26 protein-coding genes and 1 pseudogene are annotated in these 26,758 nt (G+C 71.6%); 20 read left to right on the top strand and 7 right to left on the bottom strand.

Features of this window, described 5'->3' with window-relative positions; translation table 11 throughout:
- Positions 1–114 precede the first annotated feature (114 nt).
- The 17 genes from ACFUTX_RS00985 (at position 115) to ACFUTX_RS01065 (ending at position 18,108) form a co-directional block, all read left to right on the top strand.
- Entirely contained in the window at positions 115–714 is a 600-nt protein-coding gene (locus ACFUTX_RS00985) for a potassium channel family protein (protein WP_378860337.1), read from the top strand.
- Positions 715–782: 68 nt separating this feature from the next.
- Complete coding sequence (locus tag ACFUTX_RS00990; protein WP_378860338.1) at positions 783–1,625, top strand: ion transporter; 843 nt, start codon at positions 783–785, stop codon at positions 1,623–1,625.
- Between the two features lie 267 nt (positions 1,626–1,892).
- Entirely contained in the window at positions 1,893–2,750 is an 858-nt protein-coding gene (locus ACFUTX_RS00995) for a sulfurtransferase (RefSeq protein ID WP_378860339.1), read from the top strand.
- On the top strand, positions 2,747–4,180 hold the full coding sequence (locus tag ACFUTX_RS01000; protein WP_378860340.1) for an NtaA/DmoA family FMN-dependent monooxygenase: 1,434 nt from the start codon (positions 2,747–2,749) through the stop codon (positions 4,178–4,180). The genes ACFUTX_RS00995 and ACFUTX_RS01000 overlap by 4 nt, the downstream gene beginning before the upstream one ends.
- A 341-nt stretch (positions 4,181–4,521) precedes the next feature.
- Positions 4,522–6,156 carry a TIGR04028 family ABC transporter substrate-binding protein gene (locus ACFUTX_RS01005; RefSeq protein ID WP_378860341.1) on the top strand — a complete coding sequence of 545 codons (1,635 nt, stop codon included), beginning with the start codon at positions 4,522–4,524 and terminating at the stop codon, positions 6,154–6,156.
- An 18-nt stretch (positions 6,157–6,174) separates the two neighbouring features.
- Positions 6,175–7,155, top strand: a complete 981-nt coding sequence (locus tag ACFUTX_RS01010) for an ABC transporter permease (protein ID WP_378860342.1) — start codon at positions 6,175–6,177, stop codon at positions 7,153–7,155.
- Complete coding sequence (locus ACFUTX_RS01015; RefSeq protein WP_378860343.1) at positions 7,152–8,108, top strand: ABC transporter permease; 957 nt, start codon at positions 7,152–7,154, stop codon at positions 8,106–8,108. The genes ACFUTX_RS01010 and ACFUTX_RS01015 overlap by 4 nt, the downstream gene beginning before the upstream one ends.
- Positions 8,105–9,745 (top strand): dipeptide ABC transporter ATP-binding protein, encoded by a 1,641-nt coding sequence (locus ACFUTX_RS01020; protein ID WP_378860344.1) that lies wholly within the window; start codon positions 8,105–8,107, stop codon positions 9,743–9,745. Before ACFUTX_RS01015 ends, ACFUTX_RS01020 begins: the two co-directional genes overlap by 4 nt.
- A complete protein-coding gene (locus ACFUTX_RS01025; protein ID WP_378860345.1) occupies positions 9,742–10,803 on the top strand; it encodes a putative FMN-dependent luciferase-like monooxygenase in 1,062 nt (353 codons plus the stop codon). The genes ACFUTX_RS01020 and ACFUTX_RS01025 overlap by 4 nt, the downstream gene beginning before the upstream one ends.
- Entirely contained in the window at positions 10,800–11,417 is a 618-nt protein-coding gene (locus tag ACFUTX_RS01030) for a CMD domain protein (RefSeq protein ID WP_378860346.1), read from the top strand. The genes ACFUTX_RS01025 and ACFUTX_RS01030 overlap by 4 nt, the downstream gene beginning before the upstream one ends.
- Positions 11,414–12,037 (top strand): alkylhydroperoxidase domain protein, encoded by a 624-nt coding sequence (locus ACFUTX_RS01035; RefSeq protein WP_378860347.1) that lies wholly within the window; start codon positions 11,414–11,416, stop codon positions 12,035–12,037. Before ACFUTX_RS01030 ends, ACFUTX_RS01035 begins: the two co-directional genes overlap by 4 nt.
- A 261-nt stretch (positions 12,038–12,298) precedes the next feature.
- Positions 12,299–13,297, top strand: coding sequence for a PLP-dependent cysteine synthase family protein (locus tag ACFUTX_RS01040; protein ID WP_378860348.1), 999 nt, complete (start codon positions 12,299–12,301; stop codon positions 13,295–13,297).
- Positions 13,294–14,454: a cystathionine gamma-synthase gene (locus ACFUTX_RS01045; protein WP_378860349.1), complete on the top strand. Its 1,161-nt coding sequence runs from the start codon at positions 13,294–13,296 to the stop codon at positions 14,452–14,454. Before ACFUTX_RS01040 ends, ACFUTX_RS01045 begins: the two co-directional genes overlap by 4 nt.
- A gap of 41 nt (positions 14,455–14,495) precedes the next feature.
- Entirely contained in the window at positions 14,496–16,496 is a 2,001-nt protein-coding gene (locus ACFUTX_RS01050) for an NAD(P)-binding protein (RefSeq protein WP_378860350.1), read from the top strand.
- A gap of 137 nt (positions 16,497–16,633) precedes the next feature.
- On the top strand, positions 16,634–17,269 hold the full coding sequence (locus ACFUTX_RS01055; protein WP_378860351.1) for an NAD(P)-dependent oxidoreductase: 636 nt from the start codon (positions 16,634–16,636) through the stop codon (positions 17,267–17,269).
- A complete protein-coding gene (locus ACFUTX_RS01060) occupies positions 17,269–17,694 on the top strand; it encodes a MarR family winged helix-turn-helix transcriptional regulator (RefSeq protein ID WP_378860352.1) in 426 nt (141 codons plus the stop codon). The genes ACFUTX_RS01055 and ACFUTX_RS01060 overlap by 1 nt, the downstream gene beginning before the upstream one ends.
- Before the next feature lie 87 nt (positions 17,695–17,781).
- On the top strand, positions 17,782–18,108 hold the full coding sequence (locus ACFUTX_RS01065; protein WP_378860353.1) for an ATP-dependent DNA ligase: 327 nt from the start codon (positions 17,782–17,784) through the stop codon (positions 18,106–18,108).
- Here ACFUTX_RS01065 and ACFUTX_RS01070 read toward each other — a convergent pair.
- On the bottom strand, positions 18,105–18,482 hold the full coding sequence (locus tag ACFUTX_RS01070) for a hypothetical protein (protein ID WP_378860354.1): 378 nt from the start codon (positions 18,480–18,482) through the stop codon (positions 18,105–18,107). The genes ACFUTX_RS01065 and ACFUTX_RS01070 overlap by 4 nt on opposite strands.
- A gap of 88 nt (positions 18,483–18,570) precedes the next feature.
- Here ACFUTX_RS01070 and ACFUTX_RS01075 point away from each other — a divergent pair, with 88 nt between their 5' ends.
- Positions 18,571–19,677, top strand: a complete 1,107-nt coding sequence (locus ACFUTX_RS01075; RefSeq protein ID WP_378860355.1) for an acyltransferase family protein — start codon at positions 18,571–18,573, stop codon at positions 19,675–19,677.
- A 103-nt stretch (positions 19,678–19,780) separates the two neighbouring features.
- Here ACFUTX_RS01075 and ACFUTX_RS01080 read toward each other — a convergent pair.
- Together ACFUTX_RS01080 and ACFUTX_RS01085 are read right to left on the bottom strand one after the other, a co-directional pair.
- Positions 19,781–20,080, bottom strand: a pseudogene (locus tag ACFUTX_RS01080) (hypothetical protein); the annotation flags it as partial.
- Between the two features lie 9 nt (positions 20,081–20,089).
- Entirely contained in the window at positions 20,090–20,737 is a 648-nt protein-coding gene (locus ACFUTX_RS01085) for a TetR/AcrR family transcriptional regulator (RefSeq protein WP_378860356.1), read from the bottom strand.
- A gap of 99 nt (positions 20,738–20,836) precedes the next feature.
- Between ACFUTX_RS01085 and ACFUTX_RS01090 the strand changes: the two genes are divergently transcribed.
- Complete coding sequence (locus tag ACFUTX_RS01090; protein ID WP_378860357.1) at positions 20,837–21,643, top strand: sugar phosphate isomerase/epimerase family protein; 807 nt, start codon at positions 20,837–20,839, stop codon at positions 21,641–21,643.
- Positions 21,643–22,773, top strand: a complete 1,131-nt coding sequence (locus tag ACFUTX_RS01095; RefSeq protein ID WP_378860358.1) for a Gfo/Idh/MocA family protein — start codon at positions 21,643–21,645, stop codon at positions 22,771–22,773. The genes ACFUTX_RS01090 and ACFUTX_RS01095 overlap by 1 nt, the downstream gene beginning before the upstream one ends.
- A 103-nt stretch (positions 22,774–22,876) precedes the next feature.
- Here the strand turns inward: ACFUTX_RS01095 and ACFUTX_RS01100 are convergent, their stop codons facing one another.
- The 4 genes from ACFUTX_RS01100 to ACFUTX_RS01115 all read right to left on the bottom strand — a co-directional run bounded on the left by ACFUTX_RS01100 (position 22,877) and on the right by ACFUTX_RS01115 (position 26,665).
- Complete coding sequence (locus ACFUTX_RS01100) at positions 22,877–23,512, bottom strand: NADPH-dependent F420 reductase (protein WP_378860359.1); 636 nt, start codon at positions 23,510–23,512, stop codon at positions 22,877–22,879.
- A 72-nt stretch (positions 23,513–23,584) separates the two neighbouring features.
- A complete protein-coding gene (locus ACFUTX_RS01105) occupies positions 23,585–25,000 on the bottom strand; it encodes an aspartate aminotransferase family protein (protein ID WP_378860360.1) in 1,416 nt (471 codons plus the stop codon).
- 122 nt (positions 25,001–25,122) lie between these two features.
- Positions 25,123–25,416: a hypothetical protein gene (locus tag ACFUTX_RS01110; protein ID WP_378860361.1), complete on the bottom strand. Its 294-nt coding sequence runs from the start codon at positions 25,414–25,416 to the stop codon at positions 25,123–25,125.
- A gap of 82 nt (positions 25,417–25,498) precedes the next feature.
- Positions 25,499–26,665 carry an ROK family protein gene (locus ACFUTX_RS01115; RefSeq protein WP_378860362.1) on the bottom strand — a complete coding sequence of 389 codons (1,167 nt, stop codon included), beginning with the start codon at positions 26,663–26,665 and terminating at the stop codon, positions 25,499–25,501.
- Between the last annotated feature and the right edge of the window lie 93 nt (positions 26,666–26,758).

Consider the following 26,758-nt stretch of genomic DNA (forward strand, 5'->3'; position numbering starts at 1 on the left):
TGACTCGCCGGCGGGCGCACACCAGTTCACTCCGCGCGGGTGATGCCGTCGGCGACGGGCCCCGCCACCGTGGAGAGGTCCCCGTCGGGACCGCACCGGGAGGAGCCGCCGCCCATGACCGAGCCGCCCATCGAGCGCCTCAGCCGCTCGCAGCGCCGCCGCGTCGTCGCGCTCGGGCTTCTGCGGGCACTCATCTCGGCGGTGGTGCTCGTGACCCTCTACTTCATCGTGCCGCTGACGTGGGTCGACAGCCTTCCCGTCGCGGTCGGCCTGCTCGTGACCGGCCTCATCCTCGTCGCCGTCACCGTGTGGCAGGTGCTCGCGATCATCCGCTCCGAGGAGCCCGGCCTGCGCGCGATCGAGGCACTCGCGGTCATCGCGCCGCTCTACATCCTCGTGTTCGCGTCGGTGTACTTCCTGATGTCGCTCGGCGACTCGGAGGCTTTCACGTCCGCCCTGACCCGGATGGATGCGCTGTACTTCACGGTCACGGTCTTCGCGACCGTCGGATTCGGCGACATCACCGCCGCCAGTCAGTCGGCCCGCGTGCTCGTCACGGTCCAGATGGTGCTGAACCTGATTCTGCTCGGTGCCGGCGTGCGCCTGCTGACGATGGCGGTCAAGCACGGGCGGGGCGAAAAGGAGGAAGCGGATGCCTCGGCATCAGTGACGCGCGCGGGTGAGGCATCCGCCGCTCACGACGCCGACGGGTAGCGCGGCCGCCTCGCGTCTCGACCGCGGCGGGTGATGCCGCCGCGAACCGCCTTTGTCAGAATCCTGCCATGTCAGCGTCGCGCGGAGAGCTGAAGAGCACGGGCTACGAGATCTTCATCGGGCTTCTGTCTCTGCTCTCGATCGTCAACCTCGTCCTCGTCTACCTCTTCGTCAAGGATCCGGCCCTGCAGCACATCCTCGGCGCCATGAACGTGCTGTTCAGTGCGATCTTCCTCGGCGACTTCCTCTACCGGCTGAGAACGGCGAGATCGGCGGCGACCTACTTCTTTCGCCGCTTCGGATGGGCCGATCTGCTCGCCAGCCTTCCGTTCCCGCAGGCGAAGGTGCTTCGGCTGTTCCGGCTCACGCGCGTCTACCGGCTGCTGCGGGAACTCGGGCCGCGCAAGATCTGGGCCTCGATCACCAAGGACCGCGCCGGCAGCGCCCTGCTGGTGCTGCTGCTGATGGGCATCCTCGTGCTGCAGTTCGGCAGCCTCCTGATCCTGCGGGTGGAGCAGTACGCGGACGGAGCGAACATCACCTCCGCCTCGGACGCCCTCTGGTACACGATGGTCACGATCTCGACGGTGGGGTACGGCGACCAGTATCCGGTGACGGAGGCAGGGCGTCTCATCGGCACCGTCATCATCATCATCGGGGTCGGCATCTTCGGCACCTTCACCGGCTACCTCGCGAACTTCTTCCTGCGACCGAGGACGACGGATGCCCCGGCCTCCGAGGCCCCGGCTCCCGATGCGTCGGCGCCCGCCGGCCCCGAGGCGGAGGCCGCTGCGACCGTGCCCGGGGCACCGGGTGCCGCGACGCTGGAGGACCTGCGGGAGCTGCTCGCCCGCTCCGAGGCGAGCCTCGCGGAGGTTCGGCAGCTGCTTCAGCCGCCGCCCGCCGCCTGACTCGGCCGGACCTCCCGGCCTGACGACGGTGGGCACGCCTTCGCGGTGAAACGGCGGGGAGATTCTCTCCGGTGGACCCTCGCACGGCGACCCGGACGCCAGAATCCCCCGCCCGTTTCACGCCGACCGTGCCGAAGCCGCTTCCGCGCCCGGCATGCCCTGCCACCCGAGGAGCGCGGGCCGACGTGTTTCGCCGTGTGACGTCGCGTCGCGCAGTGTGTCATCGGGTCGTTTCGCCGCACCGGGGGCGCGGGTGAGCATGGGGTCATGCCTTCGCCGCTGATCTCCGCGTCCGAGCTCGCGAACCTCCTCCGCGAGCGCAGCAACGTGCGTCTGCTCGACGTGCGGTGGCGATTGGACGTGCCCGAGGGGCGGCCCGCGTACCTCGACGGACACCTCCCGGGGGCCGTCTACGTCGACCTCGACAACGAGCTCGCGCGACGTGACGACCCCCGGCGGGGGAGGCATCCGCTTCCCGCCCGTGAACAGCTGCAGGACGCCGCGCGACGGTGGGGCATCGACGACGGCGACACCGTCGTGGCCTATGACGACGTGCAGTCGGTGGCGGCCGCGCGGGCGTGGTGGACGCTGACCCGCTCGGGGCTGACCGATGTCCGGGTGCTCGACGGCGGTCTGCGGGCGTGGGTCGCGGCGCAGCTTCCGCTCGACACCGGCGATGTGCTGCCGCCGCGGGGGAACGTCGTGCTGGGCGACATCGACGAGGACGTGACCGACATCGACGAGGTCGAGGACTGGCCGTGGAAGGGCGTGCTGCTCGACGTGCGGGCGCCCGAACGCTACCGCGGCGAGGTCGAGCCCATCGATCCGGTCGCGGGGCACATCCCCGGTGCCGTCAACCTGCCGACGACCGCGCACGTCGTAGCCGGGAAGTTCCGGTCGCCCGACGAGATCCGGGCTCGGTTCGCCGCAGCCGGGATCACCGACAGTTCCGCTGTGGCCGCCTACTGCGGCTCGGGCGTCGCCGCCACCCACACAGCCCTGGCGGGCGCGATCGCGGGGATCGACGTGACCGTCTACCCCGGCTCGTGGAGTCAGTGGTCGCACGCGCGCGGTCGGCTGGTCGCCGTGGGGCAGACGCCTGCTGCGGAGGTGAGTCGGCTGTGACCGGCGCCTCGGCCCACGGCGGGTCCGCGGCGGGCACGCCCACCACCGAGCCGCTCATCGTCGGCGCGATGGTGCGCACGCTCGGCGCGTACCCGTCGGGGTGGAGGCATCCGGGCGCGCACTCCGACCCACAGGCCGACGCGGCGATCCTCCGACGCGTCGCGCGGCTGGGGGAGGAAGCCGGTCTCGACTACCTGTTCTTCGGCGACTGGCTCGCGACCGGACCCGACCTGGAGTTCCGCGACCCGTACCTCTTGGCTCGCATCGACCCGATGAGCGCCGTGCTGTACCTGGCGGGGATCACCGAGCGCATCGGCCTCATCGCGACCGTGAACACCACCTACGCCGACCCGTACGCGACCGCGCGGGCCGCGGCATCCCTCGACGTCCTCACCGGGGGCCGCGCCGGCATCAACCTCGTGACCGGCGCCGAGCCGCGGGCGGCGGCGAACCACGGTCGTGACGTGCACGCCGACAACGCCGACCGTTACGACCGCGCCGAGGAGTTCGTGCGGGCCCTGCGGCTGCTCTGGGAGTCCTGGGACGACGACGCCTGGATCGCGGATGCCTCGGCCGGCGTCCTCATCGATCCTGACGGCCTTCGGCCGGCGGCGTTCGCGGGCGAGCACGTCCGCGTCGAGGGGCCGCTGAACGTGGCGCGGCCCCCGCAGGGGCATCTGCCGATCGTGCACGCCGGGACGTCGTCGCGCTCCCGGGCGCTCGCCGCGACCGAGGCCGATCTCGCGCTCATCGCCGCCCCCGACCTGGCGTCGGCAGTCGAGGCCCGCGCTGTGCTGCGTGATCTGGCCGAGGCATCCGGTCGCGATCCGGGCGCGCTGAAGGTGATCGTTCCCGTGCTGCCGATGGCGGCGGAGACGGATGCCGCAGCCCGCGAGATCGTCGATCGCCTGCTGCTGCTCGTGCCCATCGACGACGGGGGACCTCACGGCGGGCGCACGGCGTTCCCGGTGAACCGGTCGCTGGGCGCCTTCCTCGACGCGGCCGAGATCGCGGCCGACGACCCGGTGCGGCGGGCGTCGGTGGACGACGGCGTGCCGGCCGGCGTCGCCGCGCGGTTCGCGGAGCCGGCGGAGCGCACGCTGCGTCTCGTGCGCGAACGCACCGGACGCACGCTCGGCGGCGAGCGGGCCGTGACGTGGCGGCACCTGATCGCCGCGCATGCCGTGCCGGCGGCGTTCGTCGTGGGCGCGGGCGGCGCCATCGCCGACCACTTCGAGCACTGGCGCGATGCCGGTGCGGCGGACGGCTTCAACGTGCTGTCGGCGTTCCAGCCGGCGCAGTTCGAGGCCTTCACGCAGCTCGCCGTGCCGGAGCTGCGCCGCCGCGGCCTCGTCGGCCGCGACGGCGCCACGCTGCGAGACCGCCTCGGCGTCGGGGCTCCGCGCCGGGCCCGCGTGCCCGTCGGCTAGGTCCGCGTTTCGTCGGCTACGCCTTCGGCCGGGGCCGGGGTGTGGCCGCGCCCCCGAGTTTGGGGCGCGGGAGAGGCACGGCGCGCCGGGTGCGCCGGTGTGTCGTGTCGGGATCGCGCCCCGGACGAACGAACGAGGCTCGGCTGGCGGCATCCGTCGTCGCGGGATAGCGGGAACCGATGCCGCGCGCGCGACTGTTACGCCGCGTGAAGTCGTGTGACGCCCCGGTGCACCGCGTGACGGGGGGTGACGGTTCTCCGCGCGGCGCATGCCGCCCGGTCCATAGCGTTGCCAGCACCTTTCACCGCCGCCCCGGCGGGACCCGAAACCAGGAGACACACATGTCACGTTCCGCAGCACGCGTCCTCTCGGGCGTCGTCGCGGTCGCCGTCGCGGCATCGCTCACGGCGTGCGCTTCCGGCGCAGCCCAGAGCGACCCGCAGGCGGCCGCCGGCGACCCCGTCACCGGAGGCACGCTCACCTACCTCGAGCACCAGACCTATACGAACCTCTATCCGCCGCAGGCGGGATTCTACCCCAACGGCGGTCTCGTGAACAACATCGCGGCGCGCCTCACGTGGCAGAACCCCGAGACCCTCGAGATCGAGCCGTGGATCGCGACCGAGTGGACGGTGAACGACGACGCGACGGAGTACACCTTTGACCTTCGCGACGGCGTCACCTTCTCGGACGGGACACCGCTCGACGCCGCCGCCGTCGCCAAGAACTTCGACACCTACGGGCTCGGCAACGAAGAGCTCGGCCTGACGATCTCCGAGGCGATCAACAACTACGAATCGAGCGAAGTCGTCGACGAAGACACCGTCACCTTCCGCTTCGCCGCCCCGGCGCCCGGCTTCCTCCAGGCGACGTCGACGATCAACTCCGGCCTGCTGTCGCCCGACACGCTCGACCTCACCCTCGAGGAGTTCGGAGCGGGCAACGCCACCGACATCGTCGGCTCGGGTCCGTTCGTCATCACCGACGAGAAGCTCGGCACCGAGCTGACCCTCGAGGCGCGCGAGGACTACGACTGGGCTCCGCCGAGCTTCGACCACCAGGGCCGCGCCTACCTCGACGAGATCCACCTCATCGTCACGCCCGAGGACAGCGTCCGCATCGGCTCGCTGCTCGCCGGACAGGCGGACTACATCCGCTACGTCCAGGCCTTCGACGAGGAGCGCGTCGCCGCGGCCGGGTTCGAGCTGCACGCGCCGCAGACCCGCGGCGTGAACAACGGGCTCAGCCTGCGGTTCACGAACCCGCTGCTCAGCGACCTCCGCGTGCGCCAGGCGCTGGTCGCCGGCGTGAACGCGCAGGAGGTCGTCGACACGATCTTCACCGACAACTACCCGGTCGCCACGTCGGCGCTCAGCTCGTCGGCCGTCGGCTACAAGGACGAGTCCGAGTTCTACGCCTACGACCCCGAGAAGTCGGCGGAGCTGCTCGACGAGGCCGGCTGGACCGTCGGCGATGACGGCATCCGCGAGAAGGACGGCGAGCGTCTCTCGCTGACCGTCTACGAGGCGGCCCCGCAGCCGCTGTCGAAGCAGACGCTCGAGCTCATCGCCCAGCAGCTGAAGGAGATCGGCGTCGAGCTGAACGTCAAGGCGGCCGACGCGGGAACGTACGCCGAGGACATCACCGACCCGCTGAAGACCCCGCTGTACCACTCGATGGTCGGACGCGCCGACCTCGACGTCATCAAGAGCCAGTACTACACGAAGAACCGCAACGTGCTGCTCTCGGACGACGCCGAGCTCGACCGGCTGCTCGAGGCCGTCGCGTCGACGCCCGACCCCGACGAGCGCATCGCGGCCTCGCAGGCGGTGCAGGACTACCTCGCCGAGCAGGCGTACGTGATCCCGCTGTTCGAGGAGCCGCAGGTGTACGGCACGGCGCCGTATGTGCAGGGCGTCGAGTACGAGTCGGTCGGCCGGCCGCTGTTCTACGACGTCTGGCTCGACAACCAGTAGGCATCGGGAGCCGAGAGCATGCGCTACGCGCTGAGACGCGCCGGGCAGGCCGCGATCGTTCTGATCGCGGCCTTCACGGCCACCTTCATCCTCCTGCAGCTGCTGCCGGGGGACGCCATCCTCATCAAGTACGACGACCCGTCGCTCGGGCTGACCGCGGAGCAGGTCGAGCAGATCCGCATCGCGTACGGCGCCGACTCGTCGTGGTGGGAGCAGTACTGGGCGACGCTCACCGGATACGTCCAGGGCGATTTCGGCTACTCGACCCAGTTCGGCACCCCCGTCCTCGTGCTGATCGGCGAGGCGTTGCCCGCCACGGCGGCGCTCGCAGCTCTCGGCTTCCTGCTCGCGGTGGTGATCGCCGCCGCCATCGCCTTCCTCTCCACGCTGACCCCGTTCGCGTGGCTGCGGAGCGGGCTGCGCTCGCTTCCGGGGGTGTTCGTGTCGATCCCGGTGTTCTGGCTCGGCATCCTGCTCATCCAGGTGTTCTCGTTCGGTCTCGGGTGGGTGCCGATCGTCGGAGCCGATCCCGTCGCGGGCCTGGTGCTGCCGGTGATCACGCTGGCCGTGCCGATCTCGGCGCCGCTCGCGCAGATCCTGGTGCGCAGCATCGACGACGTGCAGCTGCAGTCGTTCGTGACGGTGGTGCGCGCCAAGGGCGCGTCGCCGTCGTGGGTGCTGTGGCGCTCGGTGGCCCGCAATGCGATCCTCCCGGCGCTCACGATCGCCGGTGTGCTGTTCGGAGAGCTCATCGGGGGAGCCGTCGTCACCGAGACGGTATTCGGCCGCACCGGCATCGGGCGCGTGACCGAGCAGGCGGTAGCGAACCAGGACATCCCGGTGCTCCAGGGCATCGTCGTGCTCGCCGCGTTCACGTTCGTGGTCGTGAACCTCGCGGTCGACCTGCTGTACCCGGTGCTCGATCCGCGACTGCGCGAGAGCTCGCGCCGCCGCGGGGTCGAGGCATCCCCCGCCGCCCCTCTGGAGGTTCCGGCATGAGCGCGCCGATCACGACACCGGAACAGGATGCCGCGGCCCGCCGCACCGCGCAGGACGAGGCATCCGGAACCGTCGTCGACCCCCTCGCCCGCGACGCCGGCGCCCCGCTCGGGCAGCCGGGGCGCCGATCCTCGGCCGCGCGCCTCTTCGCGCTCGGCCGCCGCCCGTCGTGGACCCTCGTGCTCGCCGTCGCCGTCGTGGTGGTCGCGGTGCTGTGGGCGGTGGCTCCCGGCCTGTTCACCAGCCAGAATCCGATCGAGGGCGTCCCGGCCGACAAGCTGCTGCCGCCGAGCGCCGCGCACTGGTTCGGCACCGACGCGATCGGCCGCGACCTGTTCTCACGGGTCGTCTACGGCGCGATCCACTCCCTGTCGGGCGCCCTCATCGCCGTGACCGTGGGGCTCGCCGCGGGCACCGTCATCGGGGTGATCGCCGGTTCCGTCGGAGGTGTGCTCGACGACATCCTGATGCGCGTCGTCGATGTGCTGCTGTCGATCCCGGGTCTGCTGCTGTCGCTGTCGATCATCATCCTGCTGGGCTTCGGCACGGTGAACGCGGCCATCGCCGTCGGCGTGGGCAGCGTCGCGTCCTTCGCACGCCTCGCGCGATCGGAGGTCGTCCGTGTGCGACGCAGCGACTTCGTCGAGGCGGCCTTCGGCAGCGGCGGCACCTTCGTCTCGGTGCTGGCCCGCCACGTGCTGCCGAACTCGCTCACGGCTGTGGTCGGGCTCGCGGCCCTGCAGTTCGGCGCCGCGATCCTGGCGATCTCCACGCTCGGCTTCCTCGGCTACGGCGCGCCGCCGCCCACGCCCGAATGGGGGCTGCTCATCGCGGAGGGCCGCAACTACGTCGCCACCGCCTGGTGGCTCACCACCCTGCCGGGTCTCGTCGTCGTGATCGTCGTGCTGAGCGCCAACCGCATCAGCCAGTCCATCGGAAGGGGGCACCGATGAGCGTGCTCAGCATCGACGGCTTGCGGGTGTCGTACACCGGCCGCGCGGGACGCCGCGAGGTCGTCCACGGCGTCGGGTTCGAGGTCGCCGAGGGCGAGGTCGTCGCGCTCGTCGGCGAGTCCGGCTCGGGCAAGTCGACCACCGCGCACGCCGTGCTCGGACTGCTCACCGAGGGCGGACGGGTGGATGCCGGCACCATCGCACTCGGCGGCGTCGACATCTCGGGCTGGTCGTCGAAGCGCCTCCAGAGCGTCCGCGGGGTGCAGGTCGGGCTCGTGCCGCAGGATCCGGTCGCTTCGCTCGACCCTGTGCGCCCGATCGGGGTGCAGGTGGGCGAGATCCTGCGCCTCCACCGCCGCGGCCGGGCCGGGGACCGTACCGAGGTGCGATCCCGGGTGATCGAGCTGCTGACCCGCGTGGGCCTCGACGATCCCGAGCTTCGGGCGCGCCAGTACCCCCACGAACTGTCCGGCGGGATGCGGCAGCGCGTGCTCATCGCCATCGCGATCGCCCTCCGACCCCGCCTCATCATCGCCGACGAGCCGACGAGCGCCCTCGACGCCACCGTGCAGCGCCGCATCCTCGACCTCATCGACGACCTGCGCCGCGAAGAGGGCACCTCCGTGCTGCTCGTCACCCACGACCTCGGGGTCGCCGCTGACCGCGCGCAGCGCATCGTCGTGCTCAAGAACGGCGAGGTCGTCGAACAGGGGCCGAGCAGCGGCATCCTGTCCGCCCCGTCCGATGCCTACACGCGTCAGCTCCTCGCCGATGCGCCGGCGCTCGCCGCAGGGGAGTTCCGTCGTCCGCAGCCGCCCCTGTTCCTGCGGGATGCCGGAGCCGCCGCCGGCGAGAACCCGTACGCCATCACCGCCGAAGGCCTCGTGAAAGAGTTCGCGGTGCGCGGCGCCGAGCCGTTCCGGGCCGTCGACGACGTGTCGTTCCAGGTCCGCCGGGGAACGACGCACGCTCTCGTCGGAGAGTCGGGCTCGGGCAAGACCACGACCGCGCGCCTCGTGACGCGCTTCCTGCACCCCGACGCCGGCCGCATCGAGCTGGACGGGGCCGACATCGCCGGACTGCGCGGGAGGGCGCTGCGGCAGCTGAGGCGGCGCATCCAGCTCGTCTACCAGAACCCGTTCTCGTCGCTCGATCCCCGGCAGAGCGTCGGCCAGATCGTCGCCGAGCCCCTCCACAACTTCGGCGAAGGCACCCGGGCCAGCCGCCGCGCCCGTGCGGCCGAACTGGTCGATCGTGTCGCGTTGCCCGCCGACGTGCTCACCCGGTCGCCCCGTGAGCTCTCGGGCGGGCAGCGGCAACGGGTCGCGATCGCCCGCGCCCTCGCCATCGATCCCGCGGTCGTGGTGCTCGACGAGGCCGTGTCGGCGCTCGACGTCACCGTGCAGGCGCGCATCCTCGAGCTGCTCGAGTCGCTGCAGCAGGAGCTGGGCCTCACGTACCTGTTCATCTCGCACGACCTCGCCGTCGTCCGCCGCCTCAGCCACACGGTCTCGGTCATGCGCCGCGGCCGCGTCGTCGAGGCCGGGACGACCGAGCGGATCTTCACCAGCCCCTCGCACGACTACACGCGCGAGCTGCTCGCAGCCGTGCCCGGACGATCGGAGGTCGCGGCATGACCGCGCCGACACTCGCCTTCTTCACCCGCCTGCTCGACGACGCGCCCGCCCCGGAGCGGTATCGCCTGGCCACCGACCAGATCCGTCACGCCGAGCGCTTCGGCATCGAGCGCGCGTGGGTCGCGCAGCACCACTTCCGCGCGGCCGAGGGCGGACTCCCCGCGCCCTTCGTGTTCCTCGCGCACGCGGCCGCGGCGACCAGCGAGATCCGGCTGGGCACGGGCGTCGTGACGCTGCCCCTCGAAGATCCGGTGCGGGTCGCCGAGGACGCCGCGGTCGCCGACCTGCTCTCGGGCGGGCGCATCGACCTGGGGCTCGGCAGCGGCGGGACGCCGTCGTCGTTCGTGCCGTTCGGTCAGGACGCCGCCGGCAAGGCCCCGGTGTACGACCGCAAGCTGGCTCTTCTGCTCGACGCCCTCCGCGGGAACGAGATCGGCGGGGGCAACACGCTGTATCCGGATGCCTCGTCCCTCGCCGACCGCATCTGGCAGGCCACGTTCTCGGTGCCGGGTGGCACCCGTGCCGGCGTGCACGGTCATGGTCTGCTGCTCTCCCGCACGCAGCCGCGCCCGGCCGACGCCCTCAACGCCTCGCTCGCCCGGCTGCAGGAGCCGATCGTGGACGCCTACCTCGACGCGCTCGCCGACGGCGTGCAGCCGCGCGTGACGGCATCCCGCACCGTCTTCGTGGCCGACGACCGCGCCGACGCCCTTCGCTTCGCCGAGGTCGGACTGCGTCGGGCCGTCGACGGCTTCCGACGCGCGGGGCAGACGATCCCCGGCGAGACGCTCGACGAGCTGATCGTCGCGCTCGACACGCACCTCGGCACGCCGGAGGAGGTCGCGGCCTCGCTGGCCGCAGACACCACGCTCGAGCGCGCCACCGAGGTCGCCTTCCAGGTGCACTCGGTCGATGCTCCCCACGACTGGGTGCTCCGCTCGATCGAGCTGTTCGCCACCGAGGTCGCACCGGCGCTCGGCTGGGCGACCCGCGACACCACCCCCGACCACCCCGCTTCTCTCGACACGCTCAGCCGCCTCGGAAAGGACCACGCATGACCTCCCCAGACACCCTCGACCGGCTCGCCGATGTGCGGCCGGCCGGAGCGATCGACGAGCTGCGGCGCCGCCGCCCGGTGACGCGCGATCAGCTCCAGGCGAGCTACGACGCCCTCTTCGCGCCGGTGGACGACTCGGAGTTCCCGGTCGCCGAGCGCACGCTCGTCGCCGCGTTCGCGACCCGGGTCACGGCCGACGACGCGACGGCGGCGTACTACGCCGGTCTCGCGCGCGAGGCAGACGCCGCACGGGCGGAGACCGTGCTGGCCGAGGCATCCGCCGCCGCCACCGCCGGCCCCTTCGGCACGTACGTCGAAGCGGGACTCCAGGACGAGAACAGCGACGGCCGCCGCTACGAGCCGCCGACGGCGGTGCGCGAGACACTCGGCGAGCGACTGGCCGCCGCCATCGCCCACGCCCACCTTCTCACCGCCCGGCCGCGCGAGGCGGGCTCGGCGGCCCTCGACCGGCTGCTGGAGGCGGGATGGAGCGTCGACGGCATCGTCACCCTGTCGCAGCTCATCTCGTTCCTCGCCTTCCAGCAGCGCGTGGCCGCGGGCCTGCGCGTCCTGGCACAGGCGGCGCCCGCCCCCACCGAGGAGGTCCCCGCATGACCGGCACGACGACCGACGTCCGCACGCTCGTCCACGACGCACCGCATCCGCACGCCTTCACGCGCGCCGAGGTCGGATGGCTGCCGTGGCTGGAGCCGTTCCCGGAGGACGAGCTGACCGAGCGGCACTACGACGGTCTCGTCGACCGGCCGCGCGCCGCGAACGACTACTTCCGGCTGCTCGTGCGGGATCCCGAGATCCTCCGCGCGCGCACGCTCGTCGACAAGGACATCTTCTACAACGTCGCCGAAGGGCTTCCCCGGGCCGAGCGCGAGCTGGCCGCAGCCGCGGCATCCCGCGTCAACGGGTGCGTCTTCTGCGCCTCGGTGCACGCGCGGTTCGCCGCCCACTACTCGAAGCGCGCGGACCTCGTCGACCGGCTGCTCGACGAGGGCATCTCGGCCGACCTGGGGGAGCGGTGGAACGCCATCGTCGCCGCCGCGGCGGCCCTGACGGCCACGCCGATCGCTTTCGACGTCGTGCACGTGGAGCGCCTGCGCGCCGCGGGGCTCGACGACCTCGAGATCTCGGACGTCATCCACGGCGCCGCGTTCTTCAACTGGGCGAACCGGCTCATGCTGTCGCTCGGCCGGGCGGTCGCGCCGCCGGATGCCTCGTGAGCACGCCCTGACGAGGCATCCGTTTCCCCTCTCCTGATCGGTTTCGGGGCGTCGATCGCGCGCGCCGCGCCGGTAACCCCGGCGCGGCGTGCCAATCCGACGCCCCGAACTCGCTGAAGCGGGACGAAACACACGGAGCCGTCCTTGTAGACTTTCGGATGTGTTGACCTGTCGCTGTTGTCGCTGAGTGCCTCCGGCACGCTTCCGCGACCCCGACAGCAACCCCGCGCGCACCCGCGCGGCGACACCGAGGACACATCCGTGCGTTACGCCAAAAGCGTGGCCGACCTCGTCGGCAACACCCCTCTCGTCCAGCTCACCCGAGTCACCGACGGCATCGCCGCGACCGTGCTCGCCAAGGTCGAGTACTTCAACCCCGGCAGTTCCGCGAAGGACCGCATCGCCCGCAACATCATCGACGCGGCCGAGCGCGACGGGCTCCTGAAGCCCGGCGGCACGATCGTCGAGCCGACGAGCGGCAACACCGGCGTGGGGCTCGCGCTCGTCGCCCTCCAGCGCGGCTACCGCATGATCTTCGTCGTGCCCGACAAGTTCGCCGGCGAGAAGGTCGCCGTGCTGAAGGCCTACGGCGCCGAGGTCGTGATGACCGACACCAGCGTGCCGCCCGAGGATCCGCGCTCGTACTACAGCGTCTCGGACCGGCTGGCCCGCGAGATCCCCGGTGCCTTCAAGCCGAACCAGTTCGCGAACCAGAACGGCCCGCGCGGGCACTACGAGACCACGGGCCCCGAGATCTGGCGTGACACCGACGGCCGGGTGACCCACTTCGTCGCCGGCATCGGCACCGGCGGCACGATCTCGGGCACCGGACGCTTCCTGCGGGAGGCGTCGAACGACGCCGTGCGCGTCGTGGGCGTCGACCCCGAGGGCTCGATCTACTCGGGCGGACCGGTGCACGGGTACCTCGTCGAGGGCGTCGGCGAGGACTTCTGGCCCGAGACCTACGACCCGTCCGTGGTGCACGCATACGAGCGGGTGACGGATGCCGAGGCCTTCGCCATGACGCGGCGCCTCGCTCGCGAAGAGGGTCTGCTCGTCGGCGGGTCGAGCGGCATGGCCGTGGTCGGCGCACTCCGGGTGGCCCGCGATCTCCCCGCCGACGCCGTCGTGGTGGTGCTGCTGCCCGACCACGGCCGCGGCTACCTCAGCAAGATCTACGACGACGACTGGATGCGCGAACGCGGATTCGCCGTCGACGTCCCCGACCTCTCCTCCCTCCCCGAAGGACCCCACGCATGAGCGACTCCCCCGACCTCCGCGGCTTCGAGACCCGGGCGGTTCACGCCGGGCAGGCGTTCGACCCCACCACGGGCGCCGTCATCCCTCCGGTCCACTTCTCGACGACGTATGCCCAGGACGGCATCGGCGGACTGCGCGAAGGCTACGAGTACGGCCGCAGCGGCAACCCGACGCGCACGGCGCTCGAGGTGCAGCTCGCGGCGCTCGAGGGCGGCGCCTACGGGCTGTCGTTCGCGTCGGGTCTGGCGGCGGAGGACGCGCTGCTGCGGGCGGTGCTGAAGCCGGGCGACGAGGTGCTCCTCGCCGGGGACGTCTACGGCGGCACGTACCGGCTCATCGCCCGCATCCTCGGACCGTGGGGTGTGGGGTTGCGGGTCGTCGACATGCGCGACCTCGGCGCCGTCGATGCGGCTCTGCGCGAGCGCCCCGCGCGGATCGTATGGGTCGAGACCCCCAGCAACCCGCTGCTGCACATCACCGACATCGCGGGCCTGGCGAAGCTCGGCCACGACGTCGGCGCGCTCGTCGTCGTCGACAACACCTTCGCCTCGCCCGCCCTCCAGCAGCCGCTCGCCCTGGGCGCCGACGTCGTGGTGCACTCCACCACGAAGTACCTCGGCGGTCACTCCGACGTCGTGGGCGGTGCGCTCGTGATCAACGACGCCGCGGTGTACGAGCAGGCGAAGTTCCTGCAGTTCGCGGCCGGTGCGGTGTCGGGTCCCCTCGACGCGTGGCTGACCACCCGCGGCATCAAGACGCTCGGACTGCGGATGCAGCGGCACAGCGAGAACGCCCAGGCGGTGGCCGAGTTCCTCGCCGGCCACGCGAAGATCACGCAGGTGCACTACCCGGGCCTGCCGACGCACCCCGGCCACGAGCTCGCGGCCCGGCAGATGACCGGGTTCGGCGGCATCGTGTCGGCGGAGCTGGCCGACGCGGCATCCGCTCGTCGTCTCGCGGAGTCGACGCGGCTGTTCCAGCTGGCGGAGTCGCTCGGGGGCGTCGAGTCGCTCATGAACTACCCCGACGCGATGACCCACGCCTCGGTGCGGGGCACCGACCTCGCCGTGCCCGAGAACCTCGTGCGCCTGTCGGTCGGCATCGAGTCGGTCGACGACCTCATCGCCGACCTCGACCGCGCTCTCGCGCGGGTCTGACCCGCACGAGCGCGAGCCGCCCAGGGCCGTAGGCTCGGGGCATGAGTGCGTCCCTGCTGTCTCGGCCCCTGCGCATCGGCTCGGTCGAGGTGCCGAGCCGCATCATGCAGACGGCGCACTCGAAGCAGTACTCCGACCGCGTCGAGTCCGACCGCGAAACCGCCTACTTCGTCCGCCGGGCCCGCGGCGGGTGCGGGCTGTTCATCGCAGGCAACCACTTCGTGCACCCCTCCGGCTCGATCCGCGGCTTTCAGGACGCGTTCCGTCCCGAGTCGGTGCCCGCGAGCCGCGCCATGACCGATGCGATCCGGGATGCCGGCGCCCGCGTGTTCGTGCAGCTCAACCACCACGGAGCGCAGGCGCAGGCCGACCGCCCGACGGGTCCCGGGACGGTGTATGCCCCGTCGCGCATACTGTCGCCCTCGACCGCGCACGCGACCCGCGAGATGGACGAGGCCGACATCCGCTCGGTGGTCGACGGCTGGGCCCTCTCGGCGCAGTACGCCCAGAAGGGCGGCTTCGACGGCGTCGAGATCCATATGGCGCACGGCTACCTGCTGCACCAGTTCCTCTCGCCGCTCTACAACGCCCGCACCGACGGGTACGGCGGCGACCTCGACGGACGCACCCGCTTCGCGCGCGAGGTGCTGCGCGCCGTGCGCGAGCGGGTCGGCGACGACTATCCGGTCGGCATCCGCATCGTGGCGAACGAGTTCCACCCGAACGGCTTGGACGGCGCGGCGATGCGCGAGATCATCGCGCGGCTGCGGGCCGAGGCGCGGATCGACTTCCTCGACCTCGCCGCGGGCGGTTACCACAACGTGCACTACGTCTTCCCGTCGTCGCCCATGCCGTACGCCTGGCTGCGCGACGACGTCGCGGCCGTCAAGGCCGCCAACCCCGACATCGCCGTGTTCGGGGTCGGCGCGGCGCGCTCGGTCGAGGAGGCGGAAGAGGTCGTGGCCTCGGGCATCGCCGACATGGTCGCCCTCACGCGCGCCCAGATCGCCGATCCCGACCTCGGGCTGAAGCTCATCGGTGAGGCGTCGGGGCCGGGGCGAGGCATCCGTCATTGCATCCGCCTGAATCAGGGATGCCTCGGCCGGGGCAGCCGCGGGCTCCCCATGTCGTGCACGGTGAACCCGCTCGCCGGCCGCGAGCAGGAGCGCGGCGAGCGGCCGCGGGCAGCGTCGGCGCAGCGGTGGGTGGTGGTCGGGGGAGGGCCCGCCGGGATGCGCGCAGCGGTCGAGCTCGCCTCGGACGGCCATCGCGTGACGCTGCTGGAGCAGGCGAGCGAACTCGGCGGTCAGCTGCGCTACGCGCGGCGCGTGCCCGGTCGCGAGAGCGTCGGCCTGCTGGTGGACGACCTGATCCGCGACCTGGCCGACACGGGGGTCGACGTGCGCCTCGGGGTGGCGGCGACGGCCGACCTCGTGAGCGGCGAGCAGGCGGACGGGGTCGTCATCGCGACCGGAGCGGTCGCTCCCACGACGACTTCGCTGGCGCTGGGCGGCGCATATGCGGGCGGGTTCCCCGAGCGCGGCACGATCGACGCCTTCGCCGCGCTGACCCAGCCGGAGCGTCTCGGCCGGCGGATCGCCGTGGTGGATGCCGACGGCACGGCGTACGCGTCGGGAGTCGTCCTCACCCTGCTGCAGTCGGTCGACGAGGTCGAGCTCGTGACACCGTTCGAGACCGTGTTCCCCCACGTCGGTGCCGGATACGACCGGCCGCTGCTGCTCGAGCGGCTGGGCGCGCACGAGGGGTTCCGGCGGCGGACGTCTTCGCTCGTCTCGTCGGTCACGCGCGGCGAGGTCGGGGTGGTGGACGGGCTGACCGGCGAGCGCGCCACTCTGCCGCGCGTCGACGCGGTGGTGGCCATCGAGCCCCGGGCGTCGGTCGCGTTCGCGGACGGCGACGGCGTCGCGCCTCGAGTCGTCGTCATCGGCGACGCCTATGCGCCCCGCACGATCGATGCCGCGATCTTCGAGGCCGTCGAACTCGCCTACGACGTCGCCGGCCTGGTCACGCTCCGCGGCTGATGCGGGCGCGCTCTCCCGCGACCCGAGGGCAGGAGATTCGGCGACGACAGGGTGATCGACACGCGGTCGTCCTGCTTCGGGCGATCTGCCTGTGCTCGCCCGCGCCGGGGGCATCGTTTAGGTCCTAAACTGTCGGCATGACCACCATTGCCCTCTTCGGCGCCACCGGGAAGACGGGGCGACGGGTGCTCGAGCGGGCACTCGCGGCCGGCCACACGGTGCGCGCCCTCGTCCGCGACCCCGCCAAGCTCGCCGCCCGGTCCGATCGGCTCACCGTCGTCACGGGCGACGTGACCGACCCCGCCGCCGTGGCCGAGACGGTGAAGGGGGCGGATGCCGTCGTCAGCGTCTTCGGTCAGGTCAAGGGCTCACCCCCCACGCTGCAGACCGACGGCACGCGCACGATCGTCGAGGCCATGAAGGCGCAGGGCGTCACGCGGATCGTGAGCCTGTCAGGGGGAGGACTCCCGGCCGAGGGCTACGACAAGCCCGGACCCGCCGACAGGGTCATCCGCTTCCTGCTCAAGACGCTGGCGGGCCAGGTGCTGGCCGACGCCGAAGGCCATCTCGCCGTGCTCGAGGCGTCCGGACTCGACTGGACGGTGGTTCGCGGGCCGCGCCTGACCGAGAAGCCGGGCAAGGGCACCTACCGCGTGGGTTGGGTCGGGGTGAACGCCAGTACGCAGATCAGCCGCGACGACCTCGCGGACTTCCTGCTGACCCAGGTCGATGACCGCACCTTCGTCGGACGCATGCCGTTCGTGAGCGATTGATGGACGACAGGCGTGACGCGCTGATCGGCGCGGCGCTCGAGTCGATCATCACGGCCGGCCGTCCGCTGGCGGCCGAGCGGCAGCATCCGTTCGGCGAGCTGACGATCACACCCACGCAGATGCACGCGCTGTTCGTGCTGGCCCACCAGGTGCACCGGGCGACCGTCGGCGAGTTGGCACGGCTGCTCGGCGTGACGCCGGCGGCGGTGACCCAGCTCGTCGACACCCTGCGTTCCCGAGGCCTGGTGGAACGCCGCGAGAATCCCGACGACGCCCGCTCGACCTTCGTGGTGCTGACGGATGCCGCCGCCTCATCGATCTCACAGTTCGAGCAGGCCGCCGTCGACAGGTCGCGATGGCGCTTCGACGACCTCGACGACGGCGAGCTTCAGACGCTCGCGCACCTCCTGAAGAGACTTCGGTAACGCGTTCCGGTTCGCGCGCGCCCGCGCTCATGGCCGCTGGAAGGGACATCTCGTCGGAGAGTCCGCCGGAGGTCGTATGCTCCTCGCATGGGGAGGTTCATCTACGACACCGCGGCGAACGCCGTGGACATCGACGACCGCACGCTCGCCCACCTGCGGATCGTGATCATGAACAAGCTGCGGCGTGCCGAGCCGTTCATGTTCGACGTCGAGGTGGGCGACGGAAGCGGGCGCCGGAGCTTCTGGATCCACCCGTCGGTGCCTCTGCAGTTCCACTTCTTCGGCAGCCGCGTGCCGCGCATCAATCGGCTGTGGATTGAAGAGCTGATGCTGGCTGCCAGTGGCCCGGGCGGTCTCGCGATCCTGCCCGAGCCCCCTGAGGAGCCCGAGCCGAAAGCCGTGGAAGCGGACTAGGCGGCGTCGTCGCCGTGGTGGAAGACCGTCCACCCCTCGACGTCGAGCGCTTCCTGCGCCTGCCGCAGCTGGGCGGACTCGACAGCCCGAACCCGGGCGACGACCATGGTCAGCGGTGCCCAGTCGCGGGTGCCGGGCACGCGGAGGAAGTGCTCCAGGTGGTCGACCGCGGGTGACTCGCCGACCAGTCCGTGGACCAGCGGGCTCAGCGAGCCCGTCCCGATGTGCTCGCCCTGTCGGGGCACCGCCGCGCCCTTGATGTCTTCGCGGACGATCGTGGCGATCATCCGTCCGTCTTCGTCGTAGAACTCGAAACGCAGACCGAGTGCCGTCTGGCTGGCGGGTCCGCTCGCGCCTCCGCTCATCGGGCTCATGCTGTTCTCCTTTCGGCGATGCCGACCGTGCTCGGCCCGCGGGGATCGACACCAGCGCAGGCACAGGTAGAACAGTTAGTATATCAGCATGTGGTATGCCTCTCGACCGGATCGCGCAACCCGACCGGTGCCCCCCGCAGGCCCCGACCGGGACGCCGTGCTCGACGTCGCCAAGGGGATCGCGATCGTCGCGGTGGTGTTCGTGCACGTGTGGCGCGGCGTCGATGCGGCCGGTCTGCTGGCAGACCCGGCGCTGTTCCGACTCGTCGACACGACCGTCTGCCTGTGGGTTCTGACCGTGTTCGCGTTCGTCGCCGGACTGTTCATCGAGCGGGGCATGAAGCGCGACGGTGCCGGGCGGTACGTCGGCAGGCGCGTGCTCGACTTCGCATGGCTCTACGTGGTCTGGTCGATCCTCAACAACCTGGCGAACCTCGTCGGATCACAGCTCGCCAACACGCCCATCACGCTCGAACAGACAATGCGACTCTGGGAGCCTCGGGCCCAGATGTGGTACCTCGGGTGGATCGCGCTGATGGTCGTGATCGCGGCGGTCAGCCGCCCCTGGGAGTCGCGCACGCGACTCGTCGTGACGCTGGCGACGGTCGGTGCGGCGTCCGCCGCGACGTGGGGGCTCAACGGCTCGGTGGTCGGCACCCTCGGACTGGGGATCTCGCTCGCCTTCTTCGCGGGCGTGGCGGTGCGCGCCGACCGCGCCGTCGCACTGCTCGCCGCGGGGCCGGCCTGGGTCCACGCGTTCCTGGCGTCGGCCGCGATGTGCGCCACGGTGGCGCTCGTCGCGATGGGGCTCGCCGGGCCGCCGACGCACGACGGCGAGCACCGCACCGCGACGACCGTCGTCATCGGCATGGCCGCGTCGTCCCTGGCGACGATCGCCGTGCTGCAGGTGTCGAGGCTGCTTTCGGCGACATCGTTGCGCCGCCCGCTGACCGCCCTCGGCCAGGCCAGCATGGTCATCTTCCTGGCGCACCTGCTGTTCACCCCGACGACGCGCATCGCCCTGAGCGGCGTGGGCGTGGCGGATCCGACCGCTCAGGTCGTGGTGGGCGTCGCGCTCGGCGTCGCCGGTCCGTTGGCGTTGCGCGCCGTCGCCACGCGCTCCGGCGCGCCGTGGCTCTTCTCCGCACCTCGCGTCGGGACGGGCTTCAGGTCGTGGGCAGGTCGCCGCCCGTGACCTCCTGGCCGCCGACCTTCAGCTGATCCACCTCGAGGCTCGCGACCTCGACGCTGCCGAGCGACAGGTCGGCGTCCGACGACGGCGCTTCGACCGTCGCGCCGTCGAAGTGCTCGGCCACGAGCGTGATCCCGCCGGAGGAGTTGGCCGAGTTCGCGAGATCTTCGATCCACTCGCGGCTCAGCTCGGTCGGCTCGGGGTCGTCGAAGACGAAGCGCAGCGGGATCGACGGGTGCAGCCAGATCGTGCTGCGTCCGCGCGGCTGGTCGTCGGGGTGGCGCCACGACACGGTGAAGCTCTCGTCGCGTCGCAGTTTCGTCGCGATCACGACTTTGAGGTGCGCGAGCGCGCGGTCCTCGATGTGGATCGGAGTCGCCGATCCGCCGTAGTAGATGGTGCCCACGCTCGAATACTATGCCCGCGGCGCCTCCGGCGGTGACTGCGGCTCGAGCAGGCGCGCCAGCAGTTCCAGTGCTTCGCTCTGCGGCACGGTCTCGTCAAGCATCCACTGGGTCTGCAGCCCGTCGGACGCGGCGATCACGAGGGACGCCACGGCCTCGGGCTCCACGTCGGTCCGCACGCGCCCCGCCGCCTGGCTGCGCCGTACCCGGTCGACGAGGTCGGCTCGCACGCGCGCGAACCGCTCCGTCGCGAAGACCGTGGCATCGTCGTGCCCGCTCTCCAGCGCCGCCGCGACGAGCGTGGAGTACAGCTGCACGAGGCCGGGGACGGCGTGGTTTCGACGCGCCGACTCGGTCATGATGTCGACGGGCGAGGCATCCGCTCGATGGGGGCGCTGCTCGGCGTTCTGCCGCTCCGCCTCCTTGTACACCTCGACGAGGAGCTGCTCGCGGTTGGTGAAGTAGTGGGTCAGTGCCGCGTGCGAGACGCCGAGCTCCTGGGCGATCGCCCGCAGGCTCGTGCCCTCGGAGCCGCGCCGGGCGAAGACGTCGATCGCGCGATCGAGGATCTGCTGCCGCCGCGCCAGCCCCTTGGCATAGGGGCCGCGGGCGCGACTCGTGCCCCCATCCGCCGGGTCGTCCGCGAGGTTTTCGGGCATGCAGGCATCCTACGACAGTGAAAACCTCCATGCGGAGGTTTTGTGCTAGCGTGCTGGCAGCGCCCGCTGAGCGCGTCATCGTCGACCGAGGAGGAAGCCATGCCGGCACTCGCATCCGTTCAGCTGTTCACCGTGAAAGACGCTCTCGAAGCCGATCTCGACAGCACGCTCGCGGAGGTCGCACGCCGCGGCTTCACGGCCGTCGAACCCTATGACTTCGTGCGCCGGGCCGAGCCGCTCGCGGCCGCGCTGTCGACTCACGGGCTGGCCGCGCTCACCGGTCACGCGTTCCTCGCCTCGGAGTCGTTCGTGAATCCCGACGGCAGTGGCACGAAGATCCCCGTGCCGACGCCCGACGAGGTGTTCGACGCCGCCGACACGCTCGGCATGGGCACCGTCATCGATCCGTACACCGAGCCCGCGCGCTGGCAGAACCGTGAGCAGGTCGAAGAGACCGCGCGCCTCCTCAACGCCGCCGCCGAGATCGCCGCCGCCCGCGGGCTGCGAGTCGGCTACCACAATCACGCCCACGAGCTCGAGGCGCAGTTCGACGGTGTCACCGGCCTCGAGCTGCTCGCACAGCTGCTCGACCCGCGGGTGGTCCTCGAAGTCGACCTCTACTGGGCGGCTCGCGCGGGCGTCGACCCCGTTGCGCTGCTCGAGAGGCTGGGCGATCGCGTCGTCGCCGTCCATGTGAAGGACGGCACGCTCGACCCGGAGGCGATCGCGGCCTACCCGCCCGCCGACCAGGTGCCCGCCGGCACGGGAGTCGTCCCGCTCGAAGACGCGCTGGCCGCGGCATCCGCTCTGGAATTCGCCGTCGTCGAATTCGACGCCTACGCGGGCGACCTCTTCGACGGCATCGAGCAGAGCCGTCGCTTCCTCGACGAGCGGGCGGCCCGCTGATGGCCGCGCCCGTCGGCGTCGGCCTGATCGGCGCGGGGAACATCAGCGACCAGTACCTGAAGAGCCTGACGTCGTTCCCCGACGTCCGAGTGCTCGCGATCGGCGACGTCCTCGAAGACCGCGCGCGCGACCAGGCCGCCGCCTACGGCGTGCCGGACGCGGGCGGCGTCGAGGTCGTGCTGAACCACCCCGACATCGAGATCGTGGTCAACCTCACCATCCCGGCGGTCCACGTCGAGGTGTCGGAGGCGATCATCGCGGCCGGCAAGCACGTGTGGACCGAGAAGCCGATCGGCGTGGACCGGGCGTCCTCGCTCGGCATGCTCGAGAAGGCGGATGCCGCGGGCCTGCGCGTCGGCGTCGCGCCCGACACGGTGCTCGGCCCCGGCGTGCAGACCGCCAAACGGGTGATCGCCCGCGGCGACATCGGGCGTCCGCTGTTCGCTCACACGTCGTTCCAGTGGCAGGGTCCGGAGCTCTTCCACCCGAACCCGGCGTTCCTGTACGCGGTGGGCGGGGGACCGCTGCTCGACATGGGGCCGTACTACGTGTCGGCGCTCGTGCACCTCTTCGGACCGGTCGCGGCGGTCGCCGCCCTCGGACTGAAGGGCAGCGAATCGCGGGCCGTGCAGGTGGGCCCGCAGGCGGGCGAGGAGTTCCCCGTCGAGATCCCGTCGACGGTGTCGGCGCTGATCCAGTTCGAGGAGGGTGGTCAGGCGCAGAGCCTCTACAGCACCGACTCGCCGCTGCTGCGGCACGGGATCGTCGAGATCACGGGCACCGAGGGGACGCTCGTCCTTCCCGACCCGAACACCTTCGGCGGCGCCATCACGATCACGCGGCCGCTGCGCGAGATGGTCGTCCCGCCGGCCCCGGTCGTGCAGGAGGTCGTCGAGGTGCCGCAGGAAGGGGTGCTGGCGGGTCGCGGACTCGGGGTGCTCGACATGGCGCGGTCGATCCGGGCCGGCCGATCGCACGTCGCGACCGGGCGGTTCGGCTACCACGTGCTCGACACCCTCCTCTCGATCGAGGAGTCGGTCGAATCGCGGTCGTTCGTCACGGTCGAGAGCACCCTCGACGAGATCGGCTCGCTGCCCGCCGAGGTCGATCCCTTCGCCTCGACCCTCTGAGCTCCGTCTCCGTTCTTCCCACCCTCAGTCGCCAAGACACGCCGACCGAATCGCGCGGCGTCGGCGTGTCTTGGCGACTCGGGGGACGGGCGGGTGACCGGCGTCAGCGGGTGGCGCGCGCCAGGTTCTGCTCGAGCTCGTCGCGGTTCTGCGGCACGCCGTAGGCCGGCTGATCGCGCTCGACGCGCCAGCTCTCGCCGACCGAGCCGATGTCGACGGTGTCGAAGCCGAACTCGTCGTACAGCGCCGTGACGAGGGCGACGGCGTCGGGGTGGTCGCTCGCCGTCGCGAGGGCACGGCGGCCAGGGGTTCCCGCGGGCGAACCCGTCGTCAGGATCTCCGCCGACCCGATGTGGTTGAAGGCCTTCACGACCTTCGACTCGGGGAGGTGCTCCTGCAGCAGCCCGGTGGTGGTCGTCTGCTTCTCGTCGAGCGCGGCCACGCGGCCGTCGCGCTCCCAGTAGTAGTTGTTCGTATCGAGCACGATCTTGCCGGCGAGAGGCTCGGCCGGCACGTCGCGGTACGCCTTCAGCGGCACCGTCACGATGACGATGTCACCGGATGCCGCGGCATCCGTCACCGTCGCCGCCCGGGCCTTCGGACCCAGGTCTTCGACGAGACCCGAGAGTGTCTCGGGACCCCGTGAGTTGCTGATCACGACGTCGTACCCGCGGTCGACGAGGCCGCGCGCGAGGGTCGATCCGATGTTGCCTGCTCCGATGATTCCCACAGTGGTCATGCGGGGGTGAACGCGAGGACGCCCGCCGGGCATTCCCGGCGGGCGTCACACGATGACACGAAGTCGGACCGGCTAGAGGCGGGTCCACGCCTCCGTGAGCACCGAGCGCAGGATCTGCTCGATCTCGGTGAACTCGCTCGGACCGATCGTCAGCGGGGGCGCGAGCTGGATGACGGGGTCGCCCCGGTCGTCCGCGCGGCAGTAGAGCCCCGCATCGAACAGCGCCTTCGAGAGGAACCCGCGCAGCAGGCGCTCGGACTCGTCGTCGTCGAAGGTCTCTTTGGTCGCCTTGTCCTTCACCAGCTCGATGCCGAAGAAGTAGCCGTCGCCGCGTACGTCGCCGACGATCGGCAGGTCGGTCAGCTTCTCGAGGGTCTGGCGGAACACGGGCGAGTTCTCGCGCACGTTCTCGAGCAGGCCCTCCTCTTCGAAGATGTCGAGGTTCTCCATCGCGACCGCGCTCGACACCGGGTGACCGCCGAAGGTGTACCCGTGGTAGAACGCGCGGTCGCCGTGGGCGAAGGGCTCGTAGATGCGGTCGCTGACGACCGTGCCGCCCAATGGCGAGTACCCGCTCGTGACCGCCTTGGCGAACGTGATCATGTCGGGCTGGTAGCCGTACGCGTCGCAGGCGAACATGTGCCCGATGCGGCCGAAGGCGCAGATGACCTCGTCCGACACGAGCAGCACGTCGTACTTGTCGCAGATCTCGCGGACCCGCTGGAAGTACCCGGGAGGCGGGGGGAAGCATCCGCCGGAGTTCTGCACCGGCTCGAGGAAGACCGCCGCGACCGTGTCGGGTCCCTCGAACTGGATCATCTCCTCGATGCGGTCGGCGGCCCAGACGCCGAAGTCCTCGAGGCTGCTCGTCGGCGCGCCCATGTCCTCGGCGCGGTAGAAGTTCGTGTTCGGCACGCGGAAGCCCCCGGGGGTGAGCGGCTCGAACATCGACTTCATCGCCGGGATGCCGGTGATCGCGAGCGCGCCCGAGGGCGTGCCGTGGTAGGCCACCGACCGCGAGATGACCTTGTGCTTGGTGGGCTTGCCCTGCAGCTTCCAGTAGTACTTGGCGAGCTTGAACGCCGTCTCGACGGCCTCGCCGCCGCCGGTCGAGAAGAACACCTTGTTGAGGTCGCCGGGGGCGTAGTGGGCGATGCGGTCGGCGAGCTCGATCGCCGCGGGATGCGCGTACGACCAGATGGGGAAGAACGCCAGCTCCTCGGCCTGCCGGGCGGCGACCTCGGCGATGCGCTTGCGACCGTGTCCGGCGGCGACGACGAACAGCCCCGCGAGGCCGTCGATGTAGCGCTTGCCCTGCGAGTCCCAGATGTGGTGGCCCTCGCCCTTGACGATGATCGGCACGCCCGGTCCGTCGGTCATCACCGACTGCCGGGCGAAGTGCATCCAGAGGTGGTCTTTCGCCATCTGCTGGAGTTCGGCGTCGCTGCGGGTGGTGCGGCGGGTCACGGGTTGGGCGGTGGTGGACATGGGCTGGCCTTCCGTCGGACTTCTCCCGACGATACCCGCGCCCCCGCGCGGCGGCCATGACGGTTCGTCCGGTTCCGGAGCGGGATTCGGCGGTCCGTCCGCCGGGTCCTCTCTCGCCGGCGTCAGGGGAAGGTCGGCTCGTCCGGCGACGGGAAGGTCGGCTCCGACGGCGACGGGAACGTCGGCTCGGACGGGGTCGGCGCGAGCGGCTCGTCGGGCGACGGCGGATTCGGCTCGCCGGGGAAGGGCTCGGGCGTCTCGCCCGGGATCGACGGCTCGGGCTTGCCGGGAACGGAGCCCGGATCGCCGATGGGGTCGCCCGGGATGCCGGGCGCGCCGGGGTCTCCGGGAGGGCCGGGCATTCCCGGCTGGCCGGGAACCCCCGGGTCGCCGGGGAAGACGCTGGGATCGCTCATGGCAGTACCTCCTCACTCCAGCATGGAGCTGGAGGGCGCGTCCCTCACCCCGGTTGACCGCGGTCGCGGCCGGGTGTACCGGTCAGGCGGCGCCGACCGGATCCGACAGCAGCCGCTCGAACGCGGCTTCGGCCGCGCCGATGAGCAGACGGTCCTCGGCGAGGGAGGCCACGCGGATGTCGAGGCCCTCCATGTTCGCGGGCATGGCCTGGGCGCCCACGGCCGCCGTCAGCCCGTCGAGGTCGTGCGCCGCGAGGGTCGCCAGGAAGCCGCCCAGCACGACGACGGACGGGTTGAGGACGTTCACCGCGTTGGCGAGTGCGGTCGACAGGATGCCGCGCTGCCGGGTCAGCTCGGCGGCGACCGCCGGGTCGTCCGACGCCGTCAGAGCCGCGGCGAGGGTGGGCTCGTCGGCGGCGCCGAGTCCGACCGCGTCGAGCAGTCTCGCGCGGCTGACCTCGTCCTCGAGCACCCCGCCGTCGGCGCGGCGGTCGCCCTCGGCGGCGATGCCCGGGCGGTTCTGGCCGAACTCGCCCGCGTATCCGCCGGCGCCGGCCACCGGCATCCCGTGCACGATCAATCCGCCGCCGATGCCGCTCGCACCGCCGTTGAGGTATACGACGTGGTCGATGCCGCGCGCGGCGCCGTACAGATGCTCGGCGAGGGCGCCGAGGCTCGCGTCGTTGCCGACGACGGTCGGCAGGCCGGTCGCCGACTCGACGAGGTCGCGCACGGGTGCGTCGATCCAGTGGAGGTGAGGGGCGTCGCGCACGAGGCCGTCGGCGGCGCGCACGAGCCCGGGGACGGCGAGCCCGACCGACACGACGCGAGCGCCGGCGAGCGGGCCGCTGCGCCACTGCGCGATGCGCTCGGCGACGAGCTCGGCCGTCTGCTCGGGTGTGATGAGGTGCTCGAGGTCGATGCGCTCCCGGCGCACGATCTCGCGGTCGAGACCGACGGCGGCGATCGTGAGGGCGTCGACCTCGGGGTTCACGGCCACGGCCACGACGCCGGGGGCCACGGCGACCACGGGGGAGGGGCGTCCGACCCGGCGCGACGGGTCGGGCGCGCGCTCGACCACCAGACCCTCGCGGGCCAGTTCGGCGACGAGGTCGGCGATGGTCGATCTGTTGAGCCCCGTGACACCCGTCAGGTTGGCCCGCGAGAGGGGGCCTTCGAGGTGCACCAGCCGCAGCAACCGCGCCAGGTTGCGCTGGCGGACTCCTTCGGCGGGGCTGAGGTCGGTCATCCCCCTCACTGTAGAGGGGGGCGCGGCATCCGTCCCGTATTTGTTGCTCTTGACTCCAAATGGGAGGAAACGTACGCTGGCCCTGTCCAGATC

The organism is Microbacterium sp. NPDC057407 (assembly GCF_042803895.1).
Lineage (GTDB): Bacteria > Actinomycetota > Actinomycetes > Actinomycetales > Microbacteriaceae > Microbacterium.